This is a genomic window from Amycolatopsis sp. VC5-11 (assembly GCF_037034185.1).
Taxonomy (GTDB): Bacteria; Actinomycetota; Actinomycetes; order Mycobacteriales; family Pseudonocardiaceae; genus Amycolatopsis; species Amycolatopsis nivea.
This window is the reverse complement of record NZ_JBAGKF010000006.1, coordinates 412,199-435,954: the sequence shown is the minus strand read 5'-3', so window position 1 is coordinate 435,954 and position 23,756 is coordinate 412,199. Positions and strand designations below refer to the sequence as shown.

Here is a 23,756-nt window from a genome sequence, read left to right as displayed (position 1 = left end):
TCTCCTCAGCCGATCCGCAGCACCCCCTTGCCGCGACCGTGTCCGGCGGCGCACAGATCGAGCAGCTCCCGCAGCCGCGGGACAGCGGACCCCGCAATCGTTTGCGCGAGGCTGCGATTTCCCGTCCAGCACCACGGACACAGCACGTCGGCCCCATGCTCAGGGTCGCAATCGGCACAAAATTCCCTTCCCGCGCAATCGCCGCCTTCCGCCCGGCGGTGCTTACAGTGGACTTCATCAAGCGGACTTGAGGTCAAGCACGGAAAGGGCTGCCATGCCCCAGATCACGCGCGAGGTCGTCTGGCTGAAGCCGGGACAGATCGCCGAACGCGCCGGTGTGAGCGTCCCGACGCTGCACTACTACGAGAGCCGCGGGCTCATCGCGAGCAGGCGCACGAGCGGCAACCGGCGCGAGTACCGGCGCGACACGCTGCGCATGATCGCCTTCATCCGGACCGCGCAGCGCGTCGGCGTGTCGCTGGAGGAGATCAAGGACGCGCTCGCCGAACTGCCGGACCGGCGCATCCCCACCAAACGCGACTGGGCGCGCATCTCCCGCCGCTGGCACGACCGCCTCACCGAGCGGATCGAGGAGCTCACCGCGCTGCGCGACCGGTTCTCCGACTGCATCGGCTGCGGGTGCCTGTCGCTGAAATCCTGCCCGTACTCGAATCCGGACGACGTTCTCGGGCAGGGCGGGGCCGGGGCGCGCCGGTTCCCTGGCTTCGGGTCGTGAGGGCCACCCTGGGGGAATCTGATTCCCTCAGGGTGGCCCTCACGGACGGAACCGGAGGGCAGCGCGGGTCGGCTTAACCGCTCAGCGCGGTCCGGAAGTAGCGTCCGGTCGCGCCGTCGTGCTCGGCGAGTCCCTTCGGCGTGCCGGTGTAGAGCACCTGGCCGCCGTTCTCGCCCGCGCCCGGTCCCAGGTCGAGCACCCAGTCCGCCGCGGCGACGACGTGCAGCGAATGCTCGACCACGACGAGCGTCCGGCCCTCGTCGACGAGCCGGTCCAGCAGCGCCACCATCCGCGTGGTGTCGCTGGGATGCAGGCCCGCGGTGGGCTCGTCGACGAGCAGATCGTCACTGGTCGAGTCGAGCTGGCGGGCGAGCTTCAGCCGTTGCCGCTCGCCGCCGGAGAGCGTGTCGAGCGTGCGGCCGCTCGCGAGATGCCCGAGGCCCAGTTCGCCGAGCAGCGCGGCCAGCCGGACGACGTCCGGATGCGGCACGTATCGCGCCAGCGCCGACACCGGCGTGCCCAGCACTTCGAGCACCGTCCGTCCGTCGAGCCGCGTTTCCAGTGCCTCCGCGCGGAATCCGGTCGCATTGCACTCCTCGCACGGCGTGTCGACGTCCTCCAGGAACGCCAGATCGGTCCGCCGCACGCCGGTGCCGCGGCAGGCCGGGCACCCGCCCTGCGATCGCGGGTTGAACAGCTTCGGCGATTCGCCGCTCACCTCGGCGAACGCGCGCTGCACCGGATCGGCGAGCCCGAGCCAGGTGCCGACCGTCGACCGGCTGGTCGCGACGATCTGGCTCTGGTCGACGACTGTGAACCGCGGATGCCGCTCGGCGAGTTCGCCCGCCAGCGTCGACTTCCCGGACCCCGCCACCCCGGTGATCACCGTGAGGACGCCTGTCGGTACGTCGACGTCGATGTCGCGCAGGGTGTGCCGGTTCAGCCCGCGCAACGGCAGCCAGCCGACGGGTTCCCGCAGCGTGTCCTTGATCCGGACGCCGGTGCGCAACGCGCGCGCGGTTGTCGTGTCCGCCTTCCGCAGCTTCGCCGGCGGACCGTGGAACACCACGCGTCCGCCCGCTTCCCCGGCTCCCGGACCGAGGTCGATCACATGGTCCGCGGCGACCATCACCGCTTCGTGGTGGTCCACCACCAGCACCGTGTTGCCGTGATCACGCAGCCGCCGCAGTACGTCAACGAGGGACGCGACGTCGGCCGGATGCAGACCGTCGGTCGGTTCGTCCAGGACGTAGGTGAGGTCGGTGAGGCTCGATCCCAAGTGCCGCACCAGCTTCAGCCGCTGCGATTCGCCGCCGGAGAGCGTCGGCGTCGCGCGGTAGCAGTGCAGATGCCCGAGGCCGAGCGTGATCATCGACTCCAGCCGCAGCCTCAACGCAGCCACCAGCGGCCGCGCCCACTCGTGGTCCAGTCCGGCGCAGAATTCCAGCAGCCCCGCCGCGTCGCGGTAGCCGAGGTCCACAATGGACACCCCGTTGATCCGGCTCTCCCGCGCGGCCGGAGCGAGCCTGCTGCCGTCGCACTCCGGACACGGCCGCTGCCGGGTCACGTCGGCGAGCGCCGCCCGCACCGCCGGACCCATCTTGGCCTCGCGTTCCACGAGCAGCCGGCGGATCCGCGGCACCATCGACTGGTACTTCGCGCTGGCCGGGAAACGGGGCAACGGATTCGGCGGCTTCTGCGTCGGACCGTGCAGCAGGAACTGCACCAGTTCCTCAGGCCATTCCCGCAACGGCAGATCGTTGTCGAAGAATCCCGAGTAGACATAGCGCTTCCAGATCCAGCTGCCGACCGCGAAACTGGGGAAGACCATCGCCCCGTCGTTGAGCGAACGGCCGCGGTCGATCATCCGCTCGCCGTCGATGTCGGTGACCGTGCCGAGCCCCGCGCAAGCCGGGCACATGCCGGACGGGTCGTTGAACGAGTAGGCGGGCGAATACCCGGCGGACGGTTCGCCCAGGCGGGAGAACAACATCCGCAGCATCGTCCACACCTCGGTGGCGGTGCCGACGGTGGACCGCGAATTCGTCCCGAGCGGCCGCTGATCCACCACGACGACGGTCGTCAGGCCGCTCAGCGAACTGGCCTCGGGAGCCGGATCGTGCGGCAGTTTCGTGCGGACGAACGCGGGCATCGTCGAGTACAACTGCCGCCGCGACTCGGCAGCCAGCGTCGCGAACGCGAGCGACGACTTGCCGGACCCGGAAACGCCGGTGACCGCGACCAGCTGGTGCTTGGGGATGTCCACGTCCACGTCGGCCAGGTTGTGAGTGCGCACACCGCGGAGGCTGATCATGTTCGACGGCATGTCTCGCAGCCTACGTCCTGGGGAGGGGTGCGGCGGGGCGGGTGGAGGTGGGGGTGCTTCGCTCAGGGAAGGGCTCGGCGATGTGGGGCCGGGCCATCGACAAACAGCATCGCGCGAGGCAGGTTGGGCGATGTTCGTTCGGAGCGCGCTCGACCGGGCGAAGCGAGCTGAGCCTTCGCACGGCGGATTTCCGCGGGCGGGGTGGGCGGTGCTCGTTTAGGGAAGCGCTTATCGAGGCGTGCCAGGCATTCGCCATCCGTGCGGGTGCTCGTTCGAGGAAATACCTGGCGGGCAAGAGAAGCGAGGTCTCGGGACTGGATTATTCGGGCCGGAACATTCGGTCTGGAGTTCGCGGTCGCCGGTGGTTCCTTCGCCGGTGCGGTGGTTCTGATGTGCGTCGCGATCAGCTCGGGACAGAGCACCGTCGCCGGTCGTGGCTCCAGGTCGAGCGGTCCGCGCAACTCCTCGACCACGATCACTCCCCCAACCGGCATCGGCTGGCGCCTGCGGGTCGCACCGCGCTTCCCCTGCGTCGGCCGTCCTGAAGTTTGGACTTGCTGGTCCATTTTTCCGAAGGCACCCTGGCCGAGCCAGGCGGGCACGGCCCGCGCGTGTTTCGGGAACGGAGTGAGGACCCCGATGTCTCTTGACCAGTATTACCTGCTCGGCCGGTCCGGATTGCGGGTCAGCAGGCTCGCGCTCGGCACGATGAACTTCGGCGTCGACGGGTTTCACGCCGCTTACGGGAAGTCCGAGGAGGAGGCGCGGCCGATCTTCCGCAAGTACGTCGAGGAGGGCGGCAACTTCGTCGACACCGCGGACTTCTACACCGCGGGCGAGAGCGAGCGGCTGCTCGGCAAGTTCATCGCCGAGACGGGGAACCGGGATCGGCTCGTGCTGGCGTCGAAGTTCACCAACAGCGTCGACCCGGGCGATCCCAACGCGGGCGGCAACGGGCGCAAGCACATGATCCGGTCGGTGGAGGCGTCGCTGCGCCGGCTCGGCACCGACTATCTCGACCTGTTCCTGCTGCACACGTGGGATCGGATCACGCCGGTCGAGGAGGTGCTGCGCACGTTCGACGACCTGGTGCGGGCGGGGAAGATCCGGTACGCCGGGCTGTCGGACGTGCCTGCCTGGTACGCGAGCCGCGCGCAGACTCTCGCCGACGCGCATTCGCTGCCGCCGATGATCAGTCTGCAGCTGCCGTATTCGCTGGTCGAGCGGACGATCGAAACGGAACACGTCCCGGCGGGGCTGGAGCTGGGCTTGGGAATCACCGCGTGGAGCCCGCTCGGCAGCGGGTTCCTGAGCGGGAAGTACCGCAGCTCGTCGAACGGCCTGAGCGGCGAGGGCCGCTTGACCGGCGAGGGCGCCGTGGCGGCCGGGACCTGGACCGCGCAGCAGTGGGAACTGCTGAAGACGCTCGAGACAGTCGCGGACGAGCTGAACGTGACGATGGCGCAGGTCGCGATCAACTGGGTGGCGACGCAGCCCGGCATCGCGTCGGCGATTGTTGGGGCGAGCAGTGCGGAGCAGCTGGACGCGACGATGCACGCGCTCGACTTCACCCTGCCCGCCGACCTGCGCGACGCCCTGGACCGCGCGAGCGAGGTGCCGCCTGCCGGGCCGTACCGGATGTTCACGCCGGACTACCAGTCGTGGCTGATCAACCCCGGCGCGAAGGTGGGCGACAAACCGGAGGGGTATCGGCCGGTGGTACGGAACTGGGCCTCGCCGACGCAGGCGTGAACCGCGCGGGATTCCGCGCTGCAAGAAATGTTTCCCCCGCCCTTTTCAAGATATAGCGCACCCCGGGGCTTGCCGCAAGCCCCGGGGGATGCCGCAGAATCGCTGCTCGACCATGAGAATCCGGCTGTCGGGAGCGAGTGTGGGATCGGTGTGGGCACGATCGGGCTTTGAGACGTGCGGGAATGTCCTGCCGCCGAGAATCCGTCCGGCGCGGCTGCCGAGAACGCATGCGCGCGACTCGGCGCGACCGCCGCCGTCCGGTCGGTTTCGGCTGGCTGATTGTGCTTGGCCGAACCGTTCGCCGTCGCCGAATCGGGCCGGTGCCGGGAACGGGGCCCTTGCTTTGCCGCCGCTGCAACGCCTGGGGCACGAAGGCGCGCGGAATTGGGTGCGCGCTCGCGCCTGGGTGCCCGCCACGGCATAGCCCGGGGATTCGGCTCGGCCTTCGACGCTCAACCTGCCGCCCCTGTGACCGCCGCGTGCGAGGGCGCTCAGGGTTGCCAGCTGGCCACACGTGCGGCTGGAGCACACGCCTCCGGCAGCGTCGTCGCGCCGAGCGAGGCCGTCACCGCAGGTGGAATCGCCGCCTGGGCGAGGTCGTCGCGCCGGGCCGAATGGCCGCATCAAGCGCACGCGCGTCGTCGCACCGAGCAAAGCCGTCACCACAGGTGGAATCACCCGCTTGGGCAAGGTCGCCACGTCGAGCCGAATTGTCGCGTCAGGAGAACGCGCGTCGTCGCGCCGTGCAAAGCCGTCACTGCAGGGAAACCGCTGCCTGGGCGAGGTCGCCACGCCGGGCCGAATGGCCGCATCAAGCGCACGCGCGTCGTCGCACCGAGCAAAGCCGTCACCGCAGGGGAAGCCGCCCCCTGGGCAAGGTCGCCACGCCGGGCCGAATGGCCGCATCAAGCGCACGCGCGTCGTCGCACCGAGCAAAGCCGTCACCGCAGGGGAAGCCGCCCCCTGGGCAAGGTCGCCACGCCGGGCCGAATGGCCGCGTCAGGCAAAGGCGCGGGTCGTTCGCGGATCGGGCTTCGAGCCGGGTCTGATCCCTCCGGACTGCGGACCGAGGCCGCGGCTCTGGCCGGTGCGCCCGGCCCATCCGGCGAACCTGGCCGCCGAACTCGGATCGGGCAGCGCGGCTCCGCCAGCACAGGCCTACCGCCACGAGGCCGCTCACCCGCCAGCACAAGCCCGCCAGCACAAGCCCGCCAGCACAAGCCCGCCAGCACAAGCCCGCCAGCACAAGCCCGCCAGCACAGACCCACCGATCCAACCCGCTCCACCCAGCCCGGACCGCTCAGCTCACCACGCGAGAAAACCGCAGCAAAACGCCAGTCCGCCTGCCCACTTGACAGAAGGTGGACAATAAAAAATCGACGCGTCTTCATCAAGCAATCAGAAGTTCACGCCGAATCTGGGTTCAGAATAACAGCAGCGAGGGGCACTTGTCAACTCAGGGGTACGAAGAAGAACTGCGGTCCGAACAGGACTACGTCGCCGGGCTCTATCGGCGGCTCGACGGGGAGCGCAGGAGGGCCAAGGAGCGCTACATCGCTGCCCTCAAACGAAACGACGAGGCGCCGGGCGAGCGGGACGTCGAAGTGCGCGCGCTCACTCGCGAAACGCGGCGGCTTTCGGTTGCCGACTCCGGGTTGTGTTTCGGGCGGCTCGACACCGTCGAAGGCGACCATTCTTACATCGGCCGGATTGGGCTTTTCGACGAGGACGACGAGTACAAACCCGTTCTTCTCGACTGGCGCGCGCCGGCGTCGAGCGCGTTTTACACCGCTACCGCCGCGACGCCCGAGGGCATGCGGCGACGGCGGCAATTCCACACGCGCGGGCGGCAGGTCACCTCGTTCACCGACGAGGTCTTCGGCCGGCCCGGCAGCGGCGAGGAGAACGACGCCCTGCTCGCGGCGGTCAACGCGCCCCGCGGGGAGGGGATGCGGGACATCGTCGCGACGATCCAGGCCGAGCAGGACCGCATCATCCGGCTCGACCATCCCGGCGTCCTGGTCATCGAGGGAGGGCCCGGAACCGGGAAAACCGTCGTGGCGCTCCACCGCGTCGCGTATCTCCTGTACACGCAGCGCGAGCGGATGGAGCGCCACGGCGTCCTCGTCCTCGGGCCGAATCCGTCGTTCCTGAACCACATCGGGCGCGTGCTGCCGTCGCTCGGCGAGTCCGACGTGGTGTTCACCACCCCGGGCAGTCTCCTCCCTGGGCTGCACGCGCGCGCCGAGGACGAGCCGGAAGTCGCGCGGTTCAAGGGGTCTCTGCGGATGCTCGACGTCCTCCGCGCGGCGGTCGCGGACCGGCAGGAGCTGCCCGCCGAACCCGTGCTGATCGAGCTCCGCGACACCACCGTCCGGATCGACGCGGCGACCGCCGAGTGGGCTCGCGACGAGGCGCGGCAGAGCGGGCGGCCGCACAACGAGGCGCGGGCGGTGTTCGTCGAGATCGTCACATACGTGCTCACCGAACGCGCCATGTCCCGCATCGGGCGCGGTTGGCTCACCCGCGACGACAAGGAGGAATGGGAGGACCTCCGTTCCACGCTCGTCAACGAACTCCTCGCCGACCCCGCATTCGTCAAGGCGATCGACCACCTCTGGCCGATTCTGACCCCGGAAAGCCTGCTGACCACGCTCTACTCCTCCCCCGCCCGGCTCAAGGCGGCCGGTGCCGACCCGGCATTGCTGCGCGAGCAGGGCGAGCCCTGGACGGTGTCGGACGTCCCGCTCCTGGACGAGCTGATCGACCTCCTCGGCAAGGCTCCGGACCGCGCGAAACAGCAGGAGAACGCCGCCGAGCGCGAGGCGGAGGCCGAGTACGCGGCCGGCGTGCTGGACATCATGCGGCTCGACCGCGAGGAGATGGACGAGGACATCGGCCTGTCCGCGGAGCACCTGCTCTACGACACCGACCTGGCCGAGCGGTTCGTCGAGCACGACACCCGCGACCTCGCCGAACGCGCCGCGGCGGACCGGGACTGGACCTACCGGCACGTCGTGGTCGACGAGGCGCAGGAACTGTCCGAAATGGACTGGCGGGCGCTGATGCGGCGGTGCCCGAGCCGGTCGTTCACCGTGGTCGGCGACCTGGCGCAGCGGCGGTCGGCGGCGGGTGCGCTCGACTGGGGCACGATGCTGGATCCGTACGTCCCGGGCCGCTGGGCCTACCGTTCGCTCACCGTCAACTACCGCACCCCGGCGGAAATCATGGCCGTCGCGGCGGCGGTGCTGGCCGAGTTCGCGCCGGGGGCCGAGCCGCCGGAATCGGTGCGCGCGTGCGGGGTCCGGCCGTGGTCGCGGAAGGTCTCCGACGACGAATTGCCCGCCGCGGTCGAGGAATTCGTCCGCGCCGAGGCGGGCCGGGAAGGGACGAGCGTCGTGATCGGGCCGCCGGACGTGCCGGGCGCGGTCGCGGCGTCGGAGACGAAGGGGCTGGAGTACGACGCTGTGCTGCTGGTGGACCCGGACCGGATTCTCGAGGACGGACCGCGCGGCGCGGCTGAGCTGTACGTCGCGCTGACCCGGGCGACCCAGCGGCTCGGCGTGCTGCACCGCGGCGCGCTGCCGTCGGTGCTGAACGGACTGGAGGAACTCGTCTAACCAGTCAGGGGCGCAGTTCGGGTGCGAGGACGCTGCTGCGCTTCAACGCCTTCAGCACCACCCCGGTGTGCACCGAATCCGCCTGCCGGGACCAGCCGGAACTGCCGACGAACTCGTGCAACGCGGCGATGTCGGGCAGGGTGACGTCAGCGAGCAGCTGATACTCGCCCGTCATCGCCGCCGCGTAGCGCACGTACGGCGAGCCCAGCAGGGCGCGGCCGATGTCGTCGACGTCGTGCGGGCGGCAGCGGATCCACAGCAGCGCCTCGACCGGCAGGCCGAGCACGGCCGGTTCCACCACTGCCCGGATGAACACCTTTTCCTCCCGCCGCAACGCTTCCAGCCGGCGGCGGACGGTCGATTCCGAGATCCCGGCGGCACGGGCGAGTTCCTCGTGCGTGCGCCGGCCGTCCTCGCGCAACGCGCGCACGATGGCGCGTTCGTCGCTGCTGAAGTCCACGCCGTCGGGCTGCCGGGGCTGCGGAGTCGGCTGCGGAAGCGACGAGATCGCCTCCGTCTCGGCCGGGCTCAGCAGGCCGGGCTGCCATTCGTGGATGGTGCGGTAGTACCGCGTGACGGTATCGGCCGTGAGATCGAGCAGGCCGGGGATTGCCGCCATCTCGTCGAACATGAAGGTCGGCAGCCGGTTGCGGTCGCAGAAGACCTCGGCGACCAGTTCACCCTGTCCGGTGATCAGGTAGCAGAAGCTCGTCTCCGGCCGTCCCGCGAGCGCGGTGCCCGCGGGACGGCCGAGCCCGGCCCGGCAGCGGCCGCGCACCAGCAGCGGCACGCCGTGCGGCGAAACGGCGACAACCGTCACGACGCCGGTGCGCAGCAGGTGCGTCCCGCGCCGGGCCACCGTGCGCTCCGGCGCGTCCAGCACCTCGGCGATCCGCCGCCAGGACGCGCGGCCGTCGACTTGCAGCGCGCCGGCGATCCGGCGGTCGAGTGGGTCCAGCCGTGCGGTCATCAGCCAATACTGTGGCTGATTCCGTCATTTGTCGAGCAGGTCTTGTCCGACCCCAGCACCACGCGCGAAGCTGACGTCGCGAACGGACACCGGGGTCAGGAAGGAAACCAGTGAGCGCTGAGGAGATCTGCTACTTGCCCGCCCGCGAACTGGCCCGGCGGCTGCGCGTCCGCGAGCTGTCCGCCCGCGAGGTGCTGCAGGCCCATCTCGACCGGATCGAGCAGGTCAACCCGCAGATCAACGCGATCGTCACGCTCACCGCCGAGCGCGCGCTGAGCGAGGCCGCGGCCGCCGACGAACGTCTCGCACACGGCGAGGAGGTCGGTCCGCTGCACGGGATTCCGGTGGCTCACAAGGACACGCACGACGTCGCCGGGGTCCGCACCACCTACGGTTCCCCCATTTTCGCCGACCACGTCCCCGACAGCGACACGCTCGTCGTCGAGCGGATCCGGAACGCGGGCGCGATCACGCTCGGCAAGACGAACGCGCCGGAGTTCGGGGCCGGTTCGCACACGATGAACCCGGTTTTCGGGGCCACGCGCAACCCGTACCGGCGCGACCTGTCCGCGGGCGGCAGCAGCGGCGGGGCGGCGGCCGCACTGGCCGCGGGTCTGCACCCGCTCGCCGAGGGCAGCGACATGGGCGGTTCGCTGCGCAATCCGGCGTCGTTCTGCAACGTCGTCGGCCTGCGCCCGTCGCCCGGCCGCGTGCCGACCTGGCCCGCGACGCTGCCCTGGGAGGCGCTGGGCGTGCAGGGGCCGATGGGCCGGACGGTCGCCGACGTCGCGCTGCTGCTGTCCGTGATCGCCGGGTACGACGAGCGCAACCCGATCGCGCTCGACCAGCCCGCCGCGCCGTTCGCCGGGTCGCTCGACGCCGACCTCGCCGGACTGCGCGTGGCGTGGTCGCCGGACCTCGGCGGCCTGCCGGTCGACCCGGCGGTCACCGCCGTGCTGGAACCGGCGGTGCAGGTGTTCGCCGAACTCGGCTGCCGCGTCGAACCGGCCTGCCCGGACCTCGCCGCGGCCGACGAGGTGTTCCGCACCCTGCGCGGCTGGCTTTTCCACACTGGGTTCGCCGGTCTGCTCAAAGAGCATCCGGACAAGATGAAGCAGACACTCGCCGACAACATCGCTTTCGGCGCAACGCTTTCCGGTGCCGACATTGCCCGCGCGCAGACGCGGCAGCTGCAGCTCATCACCGGGATGCGCGAGTTCTTCACGCAGTACGACCTGCTGCTCGCGCCGGTGAGCCAGGTGCCGCCGTTCCCGGTGGAGTGGGAGTACCCGGAAGTCGTTGCCGGGCAACCGATGCACGACTATCTGGAGTGGATGCGCTCGGCGTACTCGATCTCGGCGACCGGCTGCCCGGCCTTGTCGGTGCCCGCGGGGTTCACCGAGGACGGGCGTCCGGTGGGGCTGCAGATCATCGCGCCGCTGCGGGGCGAGCTAGGACTGTTGCGGGCCGCGCACGCTTTCGAGCAGGCGACCGGGCACGGGAACCGGCGGCCCGTCTTCTGAGCCGCGAGCCACGGTCCGTGAAGGGATCCTTCCGGGAATCAGATTCCCTCAAGGAGTCCTTCACGGACCGCAGGCAGCGCTTCCCGTTCGCCGCCTGCGCGGAACTCGGCCGCGAATTCTGCCGCGCCGAGGACCTCGCTCGCGCGGGCGGTGATCCGGTCGACGTCAGTGCGCTCCGCGGCAGGCAGCGGTGCGCCGATCCCAGCGCGGGAAGCTGCGGCCGCGCCCAGCAGACGTGCGGCTTCGCGGGCTGCTCCGGCCAGTGCGTGCGCGCCCGCCAACCCTTCCAGCGCCAACGCGATCGCTCGCGGATCGCCGGTCCGGTGCGCGATCTCGTACCCTTCCTGCTGCCGTCGCAACGCCGTCTCCGCATCTCCGCGCAATTCGGCGACGAAACCGAGTTCCGCGAGGATCAACGTGTTCCCCGGTTCGAAATCGACCTGCTTGTTCCACTCGAGCAGCGTCCGCAAATGCTGTTCGGCGAGGTCGAGGTCGCCCTCGCGCCGGGCGCCGAGGGCCAGTCCGGTCAGCGCATACATCTCCCCCGGCGTGAAGCCGTGCTCCGCGGCGACCTCGCGAGCCCGGTCATGCAGTTCGCGAGCGGCGACGTAGTCCTTGCGCAGCAGCGCAATCCGGCCTAGCCACGACAGCTGGTACGACGCTTCCGGCCACAAGCCCAGTTCCTCGGCGATCTGCAATCCTTCGATGTGGACCGCTTCAGCGCGCGCGTAATTCCCGGCAAGGGAACTGAGTGCACCGTGTGCGAAGTTCGCCTGCAGCTGACCCCATTTGTCGCCGATTTCGGCGAACAACTCCGCGCAGCGATCGGCGTAACGCCACGCTCCCGCGATATCGCCTCTCGACAGGGCCTGGCTCGCGTGGTCGCCGCTGGCCGCCGCGATCCCCCACCGGTCGCCGGTCGCTTCGAAGGCGGCGAGTGCCTCCAGGGTCAGCGGTTCCGCGCCGGGCAGATCGGCCACTGTGGACAGTGCGTAGCCGATGAACCACTTGACCCGAGGGCTCGTCGGCAGATCGGCCACGGGACGCCAGTCCGGCCGGTCGCCAGCGAGGATGCCGAGTGCGGTGAGCGTCGCCTGTGCTTCCACGCGCAGGTCCTCGTCGCCGCCGGGCAAACCGAGGGCGGCGCGCAGGGAGCGCATCGCCTCGGCCATCCGGCCGCGCAGGAATCGGTACCACGCCAGCCGGTTCGCCAAGCGCAACGCGTCGTCGGCGCTCCCCCAACCGGCCAGATTCTCCGCTGCGGCACGGAGATTCGGCAGGTCCACGTCGAGGCGCTGCAGCCAGCGCCGTTGGTCGCGGGCGCGGAGACCGGCGTCCGCGGCACCGGCGAGCTCGACGTAATACTCCGCGTGCCGACGCCGCGTCTTCTCGACCTCGCCAGCGTCCCGCAGCCGTTCCAGGCCGTACACTGCCACCGACTCAAGCAGCCGGTACCGCGCGTTCGCGGGCACGACCAGCGAGCGGTCGACAAGCTTCGCCAGCAGACCCAGCACCTCGCCTTCTTCGACGCCGTCGCCCGCGCAGACCGCCTCGGCCGCGTCCAGCGAGCAATCCTCGGTGTGCACCGACAACCGTTGCAGCACAAGGCGTTCCGGCTCGCTCAGGAGTTCCCAGCTCCAGTCGATCATCGCGCGCAGAGTCTGCTGCCGGGCAGGCACACCCCGGCGAGTGGTGTCCAGCAGACGGAACCGATCGTCCAGGCGGCGCAACAACTCCGGCACGCCCAACGCGCGCACACGGGTCGCGGCGAGTTCGAGCGCCAGCGGCAATCCGTCCAGTTTCTGGCAAATCTCGGCGACCGCCTCCGCGTCGGCACTGTCCACAGTGTACCCAGTGTCAGCGACCCGTGCCGTGAACAGCCGCGCGGCGCTGTCGTGATCCAGCGGCGGCACCGGGAACTGCGTTTCCCCGGCGAGCCCGAGCGGTTCCCGGCTGGTGGCGAGGATCCGCAGTCCGGGCGCGGCCGCCAGCAGCCGTGCGGCGGTCGCGGCGACCGGCTCGATCAGCTGTTCGCAGTTGTCCAGGACGATCAGGGTTTCCTTGCCGCGCAAGGACTCGGCCAGTCGCTGCACCGGATCCGCCTGCGCTGGCGTCGCCGCGTCCCGGATGCCCAGCGTCGCCGCGATCGCCTCCACCACCCACTCGATCGGCGGGCACTGGCTCAGCGCGCATTCGTGCCGGTCCATGCCGGTCAGCTCCACAAGCCACGCGCCCGCGGCGAAGTCGCCGCCGAGCCGGTGCGCGGTCTCCAGCGCGAGCCGGGTCTTGCCGACGCCGCCGGGTCCAGTGAGCGTCACCAACCGGGATTCGCGAACGAGCGTGCTGACCGCCTTGGTCGCGGCGGTCCGGCCGACCAGTTCGGTAAGCGGCACCGGAAGCTGCGAGACGACGGCAGTCAGAGACGGGTCCTGCGCCAGGATCGACCGGTGCAGCGCGGTCAGTTCGGGGCCGGGATCGAGGCCCAGCTCGTCCGCGAGACGGCGGCGGAGTTCGTCGTAGGAAGCCAGCGACTCGCTCTGCCGACCCGCCGCATACAGCGCGCGCATCTGGAGAGCGCGCAGCCTTTCCCGCAACGGATGCTGCCGGACGAGGTCGGCGAGCTCCGCGGTCAGCGTGGCATGTTCGCCAAGTGCGAGCCGCGCGTCGGCGAGGTTTTCTTGCGCGACAAGGCGATCCTCTTCCAGCCGCTGAATCACTGGCTGCGCGAAGGCTTCGTCGGCGAACTCGGTGAGCGTCGGGCCTCGCCACAATGCCAGCGCTTCGGTGAGCAAATCGGCCTTCGCCCGCGGGTCTTCCGCCGTGCTCGCCGCGGCGGTCAACGCACGGAAGCGTCCGACGTCCACCGCTTCCAGTTCGGTCCGCAGGACGTAACCGGGGGCCTGGAACACCAGCGCGCTGCCGGACCCAGGTTCGGCGCGTTCGAGCGCACGGCGCAGCTGCGAGACCTTCGTCTGCAGGGTGTTGACCGGGTTGCCGGGCAGCTGGTCGCCCCACAGGTCGTCGGCCAGCCGGTCCGCCGACACCGGAGCGCCCTCGTGCACGAGCAGGACCGCGAGCAGGGTCCGGACCTTGGCCTCGGGCACCCGCACCGGCCGGCCGTCGTCGCTGCTCACGGCCAAGGGCCCCAGGATCCCGAATCGCACAGATCCACCGTAACCCGCATCCGTGCGCGGACCCGCAGCGAACCGTGCGCGGCCCTCGGCACCGTGGTCGGCAGATCAACGAACTGGAGGGACCACATGTCCGGGAATGCGACCTCAATGACCGTGCTGGGGCTCGGTGCGATGGGCAGCGCGCTGGCCGGTGCGCTGCTCGAAGCGGGACGGCCGGTGACGGTCTGGAACCGCTCTGCGGACAAGACGAAGCCGCTGGTGGAGCGGGGTGCGGTGGCGGCGGGGTCGGCCGCTGAGGCGGTCGCGGCGAGCGAACTGGTGATCGTCTGCCTGCTGGACGACGCGTCGGTGCGCGAAGTGCTCAAGACGGCCTCGCTGGCGGGCCGGACGGTGGTGAACCTGACCAACGGCACCCCTCGACAGGCTCGTGAGCTGGCCAAATGGGTAACGGAGCAGGGCGGGGCGTTCCTCGACGGCGGCATCATGGCGGTTCCGCCGATGATCGGGCGGCCGGGCGCGTTCGTGTTCTACAGCGGGCCCCAGGACGTGTTCGACACGCACCGCGCGGCGTTCGACGCGTTCGGCGGCAGCAACTACGTCGGCGAGGACCCGGGGCTGGCGGCGTTGCACGACCTCGCGCTGCTGTCGGGGATGTATGGCCAGTTCACCGGCGTCTTGCAGGCCTACGCGCTGATCCGCAGCGAAGGGCTTTCGGCGGTCGAATTCGCGCCGTTGCTGAGCGGATGGCTGACCGCGATGGGCAGCTTCGTCCAGCACGCTGCGGTCGAGGTCGACAGCGGCGACTACACCCAGAACGTCGTCTCGAACCTGGGGATGCAGGCCGCCGCGTTCGAAAACCTGCCCATCGCGGCCGCTGACCAGGGTGTCAGCTCCGAACTGCTCGCACCGCTGCACCAGCTGCTCCTGCGCCGGGCCGCCGACGGCCACGGCGCGGAAAACCTGACGAGCGTCATCGAACTGCTGAAGAAATAAGGAGAACCCGGTGAGTGTGACAATGATCGGCCTCGGCCCGATGGGCCAGGCCATGGTGCGGTCTTACTTGGCAGCGGGCCACGAGGTGACGGTGTGGAACCGCACCGCGAGCCGCGCCGACGACGTGGTGGCCGCCGGCGCGAAGCGCGCGGGAACGGTCGCGGAGGCGCTGGCCGCGAACGAATTGGTAATCCTCAGTCTCACTGATTATCAGGCGATGTACGACATTCTCGCGCCGACCGAGGACGCGCTGCGCGGGAAGATCGTGGTGAACCTCAGCTCGGACACGCCGGAGCGCACCCGGGTGGCCGCGGAATGGCTGGCCGCGCGCGGCGCGGAGATGATCGCGGGCGGGATCATGGTGCCCGCGCAGGTCGTCGGCACCGAGGGTGCGTTCGTGTTCTACAGCGGCGCGCAGCCGACGTTCGAGCGGATCGAACCGGCCCTGCGCGTCATCGGACGGCCGGACTACCGGGGTGCGGATCCCGGCCTGGCGCAGCTGTACTACCTGTCGTTGCTGGATCTTTTCCTCACGACGCTGTCGGCATTCCTGCACTCCGCCGCGCTCGTCGGCACCGCCGGGGTGTCCGCCGCGACGCTGGTGCCGTACGCGAACGAGCTGCTGACGTTGGTGCAGACGTCGCTGGACGAGGCGGCGAAGAACGTCGACAGCGGCAGCCACCCCGGTGACGAGGCGAACGCCAAGATGATGGGCGCGACGGCCGACCACATCCTCGCCGCGAGCCGGGACGCGGGCATCGACGTGGCCCTGCCCGCCGCGGTCAAGGAGCACTACGACCGCGCGATCGCCGCCGGGCACGGCCGGGACAGCTGGACCAGCCTGTTCGAGGTGATCCGCGGCTGAGCGCCCGCGGTCTGGGAAGCGGGCGGATCCGCGCCGGTCGGCAGACAGCGCTTCCCGGACCGCGGCCCGGGGACGCATCCTGGACGCAGAGCCGCGCTGGGGAGGCGCGCCCGGGTCGAACCCGGGAGGACCAGCTGACCGGTCTGGTGGGGCGGACGCGGGCGCGGCTGCTGTGCGCATTGGCGGCGGAGTCCTCTACTGCGGCGTTGGCCGCGCGGCTGGGAGTTTCCCCCGCTGCGGTGCAACATACGAAGACGTTGCGGACGGCGGGGTTGATCACGACCACGCGGGCGGGGTGGTGGTGCATCATTCGCTCACGCCGTTGGGGAGGGCGTTCCTCGAGCCGCGGTAACCCCGGCGTGCCCAAGGGATTCTCCTGTTCGTAACAGGGAATGCGCCGATGTCGATCACACCCTCGGCCGGGCTGGGGTCCCGGCCCGGAACGGGGTGGACGGTGTTCTCTGGTCTCGACGAGATCGACTGGGCGGGAATGAAGCACGCGTACGGACCGGCGACCGATGTCCCGGATCTGCTCCGGGGGCTGGTTTCGCCCGACCCGGTGGTGCGGGAGCGGGCGCTGGACGGCATGGAGGGCGCGGTCCACCACCAGCTCGACGTGTACGACTGCACGGTGGCGGCGTTGCCGTTCCTGCTGGAAGCGGCGACCACGCCGGGGTTGCCCGGCCGCGCCGGGGTTCTGGGGCTGGTCGCCAGCATCGGCGGCGTGGGGTGGGAAGTGCCGAGCACCGGCCCCGCGGCGGAGGCGGCCCGGACGCTCGCGGCGGCGGGTCCGGGTCTGCTGAGCTTGCTCGAGGACCCCGATCGCGAGGTGCGCCGGGCGGTCGCCGGGGCGCTGCCCGGCTGCCGCGACGATCTGGCCCGGGTGACCTCCGCGGTACTGGCCCGGCTGCCGGTCGAGCCCGACGCCGAGGTTCAGGTCGCGCTCGTCGAGGCGGCGGGCATGCTGGGCACGGGCGGGGAGATCAGTGCCGCGTTGGAGTCGATGGCTGTCGGCGCGCCGTCAGCCCGGGCTCGGGTCGCTGCGCTGACCGAACGCGTCCGCATCGGGCCCGCGCAAGTGCCAGCGGGGGTCGTCACCGCGCTCACCGCGGCGGTGGCGGCTGCCTATGCCGAGGAACCGCCGCCGCGACCGGATCCGGTCAGCACCGAAACCTTGCGCGGCATGCTTCATCAGCGTGCGCTCAGCTACGAGAACAGTGAGCCGGCACCGCATCTAGACCGTCTCGTCACGGACGTCAGCTGGGCGTTCGGCGACCGAATAGCCGCGCGCTCCGCATTCATCGCGGCGCAGTTGCGCGCCGCGGACTGGGCGCAGCGCTACCACGCTGTCTTTGCCGCCCAGACGCTGCTGTTCGGCTGGCGAGGCGACCACAGCGAACTGGTCTCTCTGATCGGCGACCAGCTGGGCGACTCGCCGCCGAGGCTGCGCATGCGGGCCGCCACCACGTTGTCGATCATCGGCGAACTCGCCGCTCCGGCCGCGGACGCGCTCGTGGCCTGCATCGAATCGGCTCCCCGCACCGGTGAGTACACCCCGGCCGGTTCCCTGGCGTGGACAGTGCCGAACCCGTACAACGGCGGCGGCGACGTTGGCCCGCTCATCCGCGCGCTGTGCCACAGCGGCGACAGCCGAGCCTTGCCGGTGCTGCGGTGGCTGCTCGAACAGGATCCGCTGCCGAACTACCTCAATTCGCACATCGCCGGTCTGGGACCGACGGCCGCGGAACTGGTTCCGCTGATCCGGCAGCGCCTGCGAGGTCTCGGCGAGAACGACGACCGAGCCCGGGAAGCCCTGTGCGACTCCTTGGCCGAGATCGGGCCCGCCGCGGCCGAAGCAGCACCGGAGGTCCTGGCCGCGCTGGAATCCGATCCGGCGCAGGCCGCCTCGATCCTGACCAAGATCGGCGCCGGTGCCGAGGCTGTTCCGTTGCTGCGACCGCTGCTCAAGAACCCGGACGACGGAATCGCGGCCAGAGCCGCGACGGCGCTGTGGCAACTGGACAAGGACGCCGAGACCGCACTGCCGGTGATCCTTCGGGCGTTGCGCAAGGACGACAACTTCACCGCCAGCGCGGCCGCGGCAGGCGTGCGGGACCTGGGACCCGCCGCCGCAGCCACGATTCCGGCGTTGCGCGCGCTGCTCGATCGTGTCGACGAATACGGGTGGCTGCACCAAAACGCCGCGACCGCGTTGTGGCGGATCAGCGGCGATCCCGAGCCTGTGGTCGCCGTCCTGCAGTCGGTCTGGACGCGCAGCCGTCGCCGCTGGCCCGGTATCGCGCGAGACCTCACCGAACTCGGGTCCGCGGCTGCCCCCGCCGCGCCGTTGCTGCGAGAGGCGCTCGCGTCGCCGCGCCGCTATCTCGTCGAACGGGTCGCCAAATCCGATGACGGCTTGGCCAATGACATCGACATCGTTGGTGACGAAGCCTTTCAGCGCGATGCCCGCACGGTGCTCGCTTCGGTCGACGTCATTCGTCAAGAAGACGATCACCTTGATGGGAGCCGTAAAACTCGGCTTGGCGGCGCATGAGTTCGCGCATCGGGGTGCCTCTCGGCGTGCCGTAGACAGTGCCCGGGAAATCCAGGGTGCGCTGCAGTTCCCACAGCTCGTCGTGCCGGTCCGGGGAGAACAGTTCGGCCGGGTTGCCAGCGGCGATCCAGCCGATGGGAAGCACCGTGCCGGGTTCGAGGTGGGAGTTGACGTGCAGCACGCTGTTGATCCGCAGCTCGGACCCGGCGCCGGCGACTGAGCCCGGGAACAGCGAGGCTCCGGTCGCGACGAACACCTCGTCCTCGATCACGGCTCCGTTGACGTGGGCGTGCGGTCCGATCAGCACCGCGTCCCCGAGCGTCGAGGGCTGTGCGGCCCGGCCGCGGACCAGTGCGTTTTCCATGACCACTACGTCCGAACCGGTGCGGACCTCCCCGTCTTCCGCGGTCAGCACCGCGCCGTGCAGGATTCGGGCTCGTTCGCCGAGGACGACTGCGCCGCACAGCACCGCGGTCGGGGCGACGTACGCCGACTCCGGGACCACCGGGCGTCGTCCTCGATGTTCGATCAGCATCGGTCCACGCTAACCCGCCGTCCGTTTGGCCGTCGCCCTGCCGGGATATCCGGTTCCGGACGCTGGCAGGAGGAAGCCATGACGGAACCGTTCGCGGTCGGTGCCGGGACGTCGTCGGCCGAGGGTGAGTTGACGGTGCCCGCCGATGCTGCCGGGGTGGTGGTTTTCGCGCACGGCTCAGGCAGTTCGCGGCACAGCCCGCGCAACCAGGCGGTCGCCCGGACCTTGCAGGACCACCGCTACGCGACGCTGCTGTTCGACCTGCTCAGCCAGGAGGAGCACGACCGGCAGCGGTTCGACATCGGGCTGCTGCGGGACCGGTTGCTGCGTGCGCTGGACGAGCTCAGCCGGCATCCCGCGGCGGGCGGATTACCGGTGGGGCTGTTCGGAGCCAGCACGGGAGCCGCCGCGGCGTTGAGCGCGGCGGCGAGCCGGCCGGACGTCGTGCGGGCGGTGGTTTCCCGCGGCGGCAGGCCGGATCTGGCCGAGGACGTCTTGGCGGAGGTGCGTTGCCCGGTGCTGCTGATCGTCGGGGGCAACGACGACACCGTGCGCAGGCTGAACAAGGCAGCTGCGGCCCAGTTGCCGGGCGACCGGGAGCTCGTGGTGGCGCCGGGGGCGGGGCACCTGTTCGAGGAGCCCGGCGCGTTGGAGCAGGTCGCCGACGCAGCCGCCGCGTGGTTCGACCGGCATCTTCCGGACGGCGGCGACCACGCCTTCGCCCTGTGACGCCGTTGCTCAGGGCAGTCCCGGCAGGAGCTTGTCGAGCGTGATCGGCAGGTCCCGCACCCGGACCCCCGTCGCGTGATGGACCGCGTTGGCGATCGCCGCCGCAGTCCCGACGATGCCGATTTCGCCAATTCCCTTGCTACCCATGGGATTGAGGTGCGGATCGGTTTCGTCGAGCCAGTCCGCGCGCAGGTCTTCCACGTCCGCGTTGGTCGCGATGTGGTACTCGGCGAGGTCGTGGTTGACGACATGCCCGAACCGCGGGTCGAGGACGCTGTTTTCGTGCAGCGCCATCGACAGGCCCATGACCATGCCGCCGAGCAGCTGCGAGCGCGCGGTGACCGGGTTGACGATCCGGCCGACCGCGAACGTGCCGTGCAGCCGCGACACCCGGACTTCGCCCGTGTCGGCGTCGACGCGCGCCTCGGCGAACTGTGCTCCGAACCCGTATGTCGAGTATTTCTTGTCGTCCGGGTTCTTCGGGGTGTCGGCCTGTGCCTCGTCGCCATCGCCGGTGTCCGAGCCGTATTTGTCGCGGAACGCCTCCGCGGCCGCGACCACTGCGGAACCCCACGACGCGGTTCCGGTCGACCCGCCGGCCACCGTGGCTTTGGGAAGATCGGTGTCGCCGATCCGGATGTCGACGGAATCGACGGGCACGTCCAGTGCGTCCGCCGCGATCTGCGGCAGGATCGTCCACGCGCCCGTCCCCAGGTCGGCCGCGCCGATTTCGACGGTATAGCGGCCATTCTCGTATCGGATCGTCGCGCTCGATCCGGGCATCCGCTTCGCGGGGTACACCGAAGCCGCGACGCCGCTGCCGACCAGCCATCGCCCGTCTCGGCGGCCACGCGTCCGGGAGTCCCAGCCGAAGCGTTCGGCTCCGGTGCGCAGGCATTCGACCAGGTGCCGGCTCGAGAAGGGGAGGCCGGTTTCGGGATCCTTCTCCGGTTCGTTGCGCACCCGCAGGTCGATCGGATCGACACCGAGCGCTTCGGCGAGTTCGTCCATCGCCACTTCCGGGCCGAACATGCCCGGGCACTCCCCCGGCGCGCGCATCCACGACGGCACCGGCACGTCGAGCCGCGCGAGCCGGTGACTGGTGGCCCGGTTCCGCGCGGCGTACATCATCCGCGCGGGGGCCGCGGTCTGCTCGGCGAACTCCTTGATCCGCGAGGTCTGCTCGACGACGGCCATGTCGAGCGACTCCAGCCGTCCGTCGCGGTCGGCGCCGAGCCGGACCCGCTGGATCGTCGGCGTGCGGTAGCCGGCCAGGCTGAACATCTGCTGCCGGGTCAGCGCGAGCTTCACCGGACGGCCCGGCACAGTCCGGGCGGCCAGCGCGGCGAGCACGACGTTGGCGTGCGGCATCCCCTTCGAGCCGAAACCGCCGCCGATGTAAGGGCAGATCACCCGGACGCGCTCGGCGGGCAGGCCGAAAGTCTTCGCCACAGTGGACCGTACCGAGTGGACGCTCTGGGTCGAGTCCCACAGCGTCAGCACGCCGTCGTCCCACAAGGCCGTCGTTGTGTGCGGTTCGAGCGGGTTGTTGTGGTACATCGCCGTGGTGTAGGTCTGGTCCACAGTCACGGCGGACGCGGTCTCGAGGTCGCCCTCGCTCGTGTCGGTCGCGAAGCTCGGGTTGACCTTGTCCGGCTGGTACAGGTCGGGATCGTCGGCCTTGAGCTCGGCGACGAAGGGATCGGTCTCGTATTCGACGTCGACGAGTTCCGCCGCGTGCCGTGCGGTTTCGGAAGACTCAGCCAAGACGAGCCCGATCACCCTGCCGCGAAACGGTATTTCGCAATCCTGCAGCACCGCGAGTTCCGCGTCGTCGGTGTCGGCGAGCCGCTCGGCGGTGAAGGGAGTGATCAACGCGCGGACACCGTCGAGGGCTTCCGCTTCGACGCCGCTGATCCGCAGGCAACGACCGCGGGCGATGGCCGCTTGAATCGGATGGCAGTACAGCGGTGCTTCGGCGGGGTGTTCGTAGGCATACGGCGCGGTTCCGGTGACCTTCGCCGGACCGTCGCGGCGGGTGAGCCCGCGTCCGATCGCCCGGGGTTCGAGCAGTCCGGTCATCGGTCGCGCTCCTCGGTGGTCAGGTCGCGCAGCACCGCGATCAGGGTGCGGGCGGCGAGCGGGATCTTGAACGCGTTCCCTCCGTCGAGGCCGTCCAACGCCGTGGCGTCCGCGAGCTCGGCATCGGCTGCCGCGCGGAAGACATCCGCACTGGGCCGGTTGCCGCGCAGGACTTCCTCTGCCCGCTCAGCGCGCCAGGGTTTGTGCGCTACGCCGCCGAAAGCCATCCGGACGTCCTCGATGACACCGTCTGAAATGGACAGTCCAACTGCGACAGAGACGAGCGCGAAGGCGTAGGAGGCCCGGTCGCGCACCTTGCGGTAGGTCGAACGGCGCGACCAGGAAGTGGCGGGCAGCGTGATGGCGGTGATCAGTTCGCCGTGTTCGATGACGGTGTCGCGTTCCGGGTGCTCGCCCGGGAGGCGGTGCAGGTCCGCGAACGGCAGCGTCCGCTCTCCGGACGGGCCGAGCACGTGGACGCGCGCGTCGAGCATCGCCATCGCCACTGCCATGTCGGAGGGATGCGTCGCGACGCACTGATCGGACGCGCCGAGGATCGCGTGATGGCGCGTGTAGCCGCCGAGGGCCGAGCAGCCGGAGCCAGGCGAACGCTTGTTGCACGGGGTCGTGACGTCCTGGAAGTAGACGCATCGGGTGCGCTGCAACGGGTTCCCGCCGACGGTGGCCATGTTCCGCAGCTGCGGCGACGCCCCGGACAGCAGCGCCTCGGCCAGCACTGGATACCGCTCCCGGACCCGCCGGTCGGCCGCGAGGTCGCTGTTGCGGACGCCCGCGCCGATCACCAGTTCGCCGTCGTTCTCGCGGATCTCGGTCGACATCAAGCCAGTCACGTCGACGATGCGCTCCGGGCGGGCCACCCCCAGTTTCAGGTGGTCGACGAGATTGGTGCCGCCGGCGAGGAACATCGCGGACGGTTCGGCCGCCACTGCCCGCACCGCCTCGGCCGTCGTCGCCGGTTTGCCGTACGCGAAGGGCTTCATCGCTGCTCTCCCGCCTCGCGGATCGCCGCGACGATCCCGGCGTAGGCGCCGCAACGGCAGAGGTTTCCGCTCATCCGCTCGGAGATTTCCTCGTCAGTCCATTGCGGAGTGTCGACCACCGACTTGGTGACGTAGCTGGGCGTGCCGTCGCCGAACTCGGCCAGCAATCCGGCCGCGGAACAAATTTGGCCGGGCGTGCAGTAGCCGCATTGGAACCCGTCATGGTCCACAAACGACTGTTGCAGCGAATGCAGCTCGCCGTCCTCGGCCAGGCCAGCGGCTGTCGTCACTTCGGTGCCGTCGCAGGTGAGCGCCAGGGTCAGGCACGACAGGACTCGGCGGCCGTCGAGCAGAACCGTGCAGGCACCGCATTGGCCGTGGTCGCAGCCCTTCTTGGCGCTGTAGTTGCCGATCTGCTCCCTCAGCAGGTCCAGCAGGGTGCGGCGCGGGTCCACGGCGAGCCGGTGCTCGGTCCCGTCGACGCGCAGCGCGATCGTCCGGACCGCACTGGCGGTTTCCGGGATGGGTTCCGTCTCGGCCGGTCGCATACCGCCGCCATACCCGCTCACCCCGCGCCCAAACCTCTGCCTGGTCGAGGGCAGGTTGTCGGCTCCCTTGCCGCCGTGGACCGCGACCGCACGAACTCGCTCACAACAGCGTCCCCAACGGGCCGAGGTCGAGGTTCAAATCCGCGGCGGAAAGGTCGTACCGGTCCCGGAGTTCGGTCAGCCGTTCTTCCAGCAACATGAGGGTCAGGCCGAGGCGTTCCTCCTGCGCCTCGGTCAGCCCGCCCTCCTCGACGCGGCGCAGGGCCTGGCGCTCCATCAGCTGCCGGAGCAGTTCGATGATCGTCAGGACCAGCTTCATCAGGTCGCGTTCCACCGTGTCCGCGTCGGTTTCGAGGCGGGTGGCCAGCGCGTCGGCCTTGGGCATCGG

At 70.2% G+C, this 23,756-nt stretch carries 16 protein-coding genes; 8 read left to right on the top strand and 8 right to left on the bottom strand.

The window, feature by feature from the left end; genetic code table 11:
- The first annotated feature begins 274 nt into the window (after window positions 1–274).
- A complete protein-coding gene (gene soxR, locus WA670_RS21615) occupies window positions 275–736 on the top strand; it encodes a redox-sensitive transcriptional activator SoxR (RefSeq protein ID WP_336158666.1) in 462 nt (153 codons plus the stop codon).
- 73 nt (window positions 737–809) lie between these two features.
- On the opposite strand, the gene WA670_RS21610 is transcribed toward soxR, so the two are convergent.
- Complete coding sequence (locus WA670_RS21610) at window positions 810–3,062, bottom strand: ATP-binding cassette domain-containing protein (protein ID WP_336158665.1); 2,253 nt, start codon at window positions 3,060–3,062, stop codon at window positions 810–812.
- Between the two features lie 639 nt (window positions 3,063–3,701).
- Here WA670_RS21610 and WA670_RS21605 point away from each other — a divergent pair.
- Together WA670_RS21605 and helR are read left to right on the top strand one after the other, a co-directional pair.
- Window positions 3,702–4,814, top strand: a complete 1,113-nt coding sequence (locus WA670_RS21605; protein WP_336158664.1) for an aldo/keto reductase — start codon at window positions 3,702–3,704, stop codon at window positions 4,812–4,814.
- A 1,448-nt stretch (window positions 4,815–6,262) separates the two neighbouring features.
- Entirely contained in the window at window positions 6,263–8,434 is a 2,172-nt protein-coding gene (helR, locus tag WA670_RS21600) for an RNA polymerase recycling motor ATPase HelR (RefSeq protein ID WP_336158663.1), read from the top strand.
- Window positions 8,435–8,438: 4 nt separating this feature from the next.
- Here the strand turns inward: helR and WA670_RS21595 are convergent, their stop codons facing one another.
- On the bottom strand, window positions 8,439–9,404 hold the full coding sequence (locus WA670_RS21595) for an Lrp/AsnC family transcriptional regulator (protein ID WP_037818452.1): 966 nt from the start codon (window positions 9,402–9,404) through the stop codon (window positions 8,439–8,441).
- 110 nt (window positions 9,405–9,514) lie between these two features.
- On the opposite strand from WA670_RS21595, the gene WA670_RS21590 reads away from it, so the two are divergent.
- On the top strand, window positions 9,515–10,927 hold the full coding sequence (locus tag WA670_RS21590) for an amidase (protein ID WP_336158662.1): 1,413 nt from the start codon (window positions 9,515–9,517) through the stop codon (window positions 10,925–10,927).
- A gap of 38 nt (window positions 10,928–10,965) precedes the next feature.
- Here WA670_RS21590 and WA670_RS21585 read toward each other — a convergent pair whose 3' ends face one another.
- The gene (locus WA670_RS21585; protein ID WP_336158681.1) at window positions 10,966–14,061 is read right to left on the bottom strand and encodes a BTAD domain-containing putative transcriptional regulator; all 3,096 of its coding nucleotides are present in this window, start codon (window positions 14,059–14,061) and stop codon (window positions 10,966–10,968) included.
- Window positions 14,062–14,187: 126 nt separating this feature from the next.
- Here WA670_RS21585 and WA670_RS21580 point away from each other — a divergent pair, with 126 nt between their 5' ends.
- The 3 genes from WA670_RS21580 to WA670_RS21570 all read left to right on the top strand — a co-directional run bounded on the left by WA670_RS21580 (window position 14,188) and on the right by WA670_RS21570 (window position 18,473).
- Entirely contained in the window at window positions 14,188–15,054 is an 867-nt protein-coding gene (locus WA670_RS21580; protein ID WP_336158661.1) for an NAD(P)-dependent oxidoreductase, read from the top strand.
- Between the two features lie 22 nt (window positions 15,055–15,076).
- Entirely contained in the window at window positions 15,077–15,919 is an 843-nt protein-coding gene (locus WA670_RS21575) for an NAD(P)-dependent oxidoreductase (protein ID WP_442893116.1), read from the top strand.
- A gap of 400 nt (window positions 15,920–16,319) precedes the next feature.
- Complete coding sequence (locus tag WA670_RS21570; protein WP_336158659.1) at window positions 16,320–18,473, top strand: HEAT repeat domain-containing protein; 2,154 nt, start codon at window positions 16,320–16,322, stop codon at window positions 18,471–18,473.
- Here WA670_RS21570 and WA670_RS21565 read toward each other — a convergent pair.
- Window positions 18,412–19,008, bottom strand: coding sequence for a gamma carbonic anhydrase family protein (locus WA670_RS21565; protein ID WP_134734082.1), 597 nt, complete (start codon window positions 19,006–19,008; stop codon window positions 18,412–18,414). The two genes, WA670_RS21570 and WA670_RS21565, sit on opposite strands and share 62 nt — an antisense overlap.
- Window positions 19,009–19,086: 78 nt before the next feature.
- On the opposite strand from WA670_RS21565, the gene WA670_RS21560 reads away from it, so the two are divergent.
- Complete coding sequence (locus WA670_RS21560) at window positions 19,087–19,737, top strand: dienelactone hydrolase family protein (RefSeq protein ID WP_336158658.1); 651 nt, start codon at window positions 19,087–19,089, stop codon at window positions 19,735–19,737.
- 9 nt (window positions 19,738–19,746) lie between these two features.
- Here WA670_RS21560 and WA670_RS21555 read toward each other — a convergent pair whose 3' ends face one another.
- The 4 genes from WA670_RS21555 to WA670_RS21540 form a co-directional block, all read right to left on the bottom strand.
- Window positions 19,747–21,819, bottom strand: coding sequence for a xanthine dehydrogenase family protein molybdopterin-binding subunit (locus WA670_RS21555; protein ID WP_336158657.1), 2,073 nt, complete (start codon window positions 21,817–21,819; stop codon window positions 19,747–19,749).
- A complete protein-coding gene (locus WA670_RS21550) occupies window positions 21,816–22,820 on the bottom strand; it encodes an FAD binding domain-containing protein (RefSeq protein ID WP_336158656.1) in 1,005 nt (334 codons plus the stop codon). The genes WA670_RS21555 and WA670_RS21550 overlap by 4 nt, the downstream gene beginning before the upstream one ends.
- A complete protein-coding gene (locus WA670_RS21545; RefSeq protein WP_336158655.1) occupies window positions 22,817–23,368 on the bottom strand; it encodes a (2Fe-2S)-binding protein in 552 nt (183 codons plus the stop codon). The genes WA670_RS21550 and WA670_RS21545 overlap by 4 nt, the downstream gene beginning before the upstream one ends.
- A 100-nt stretch (window positions 23,369–23,468) precedes the next feature.
- Complete coding sequence (locus WA670_RS21540) at window positions 23,469–23,753, bottom strand: gas vesicle protein K (protein WP_037818464.1); 285 nt, start codon at window positions 23,751–23,753, stop codon at window positions 23,469–23,471.
- Between the last annotated feature and the right edge of the window lie 3 nt (window positions 23,754–23,756).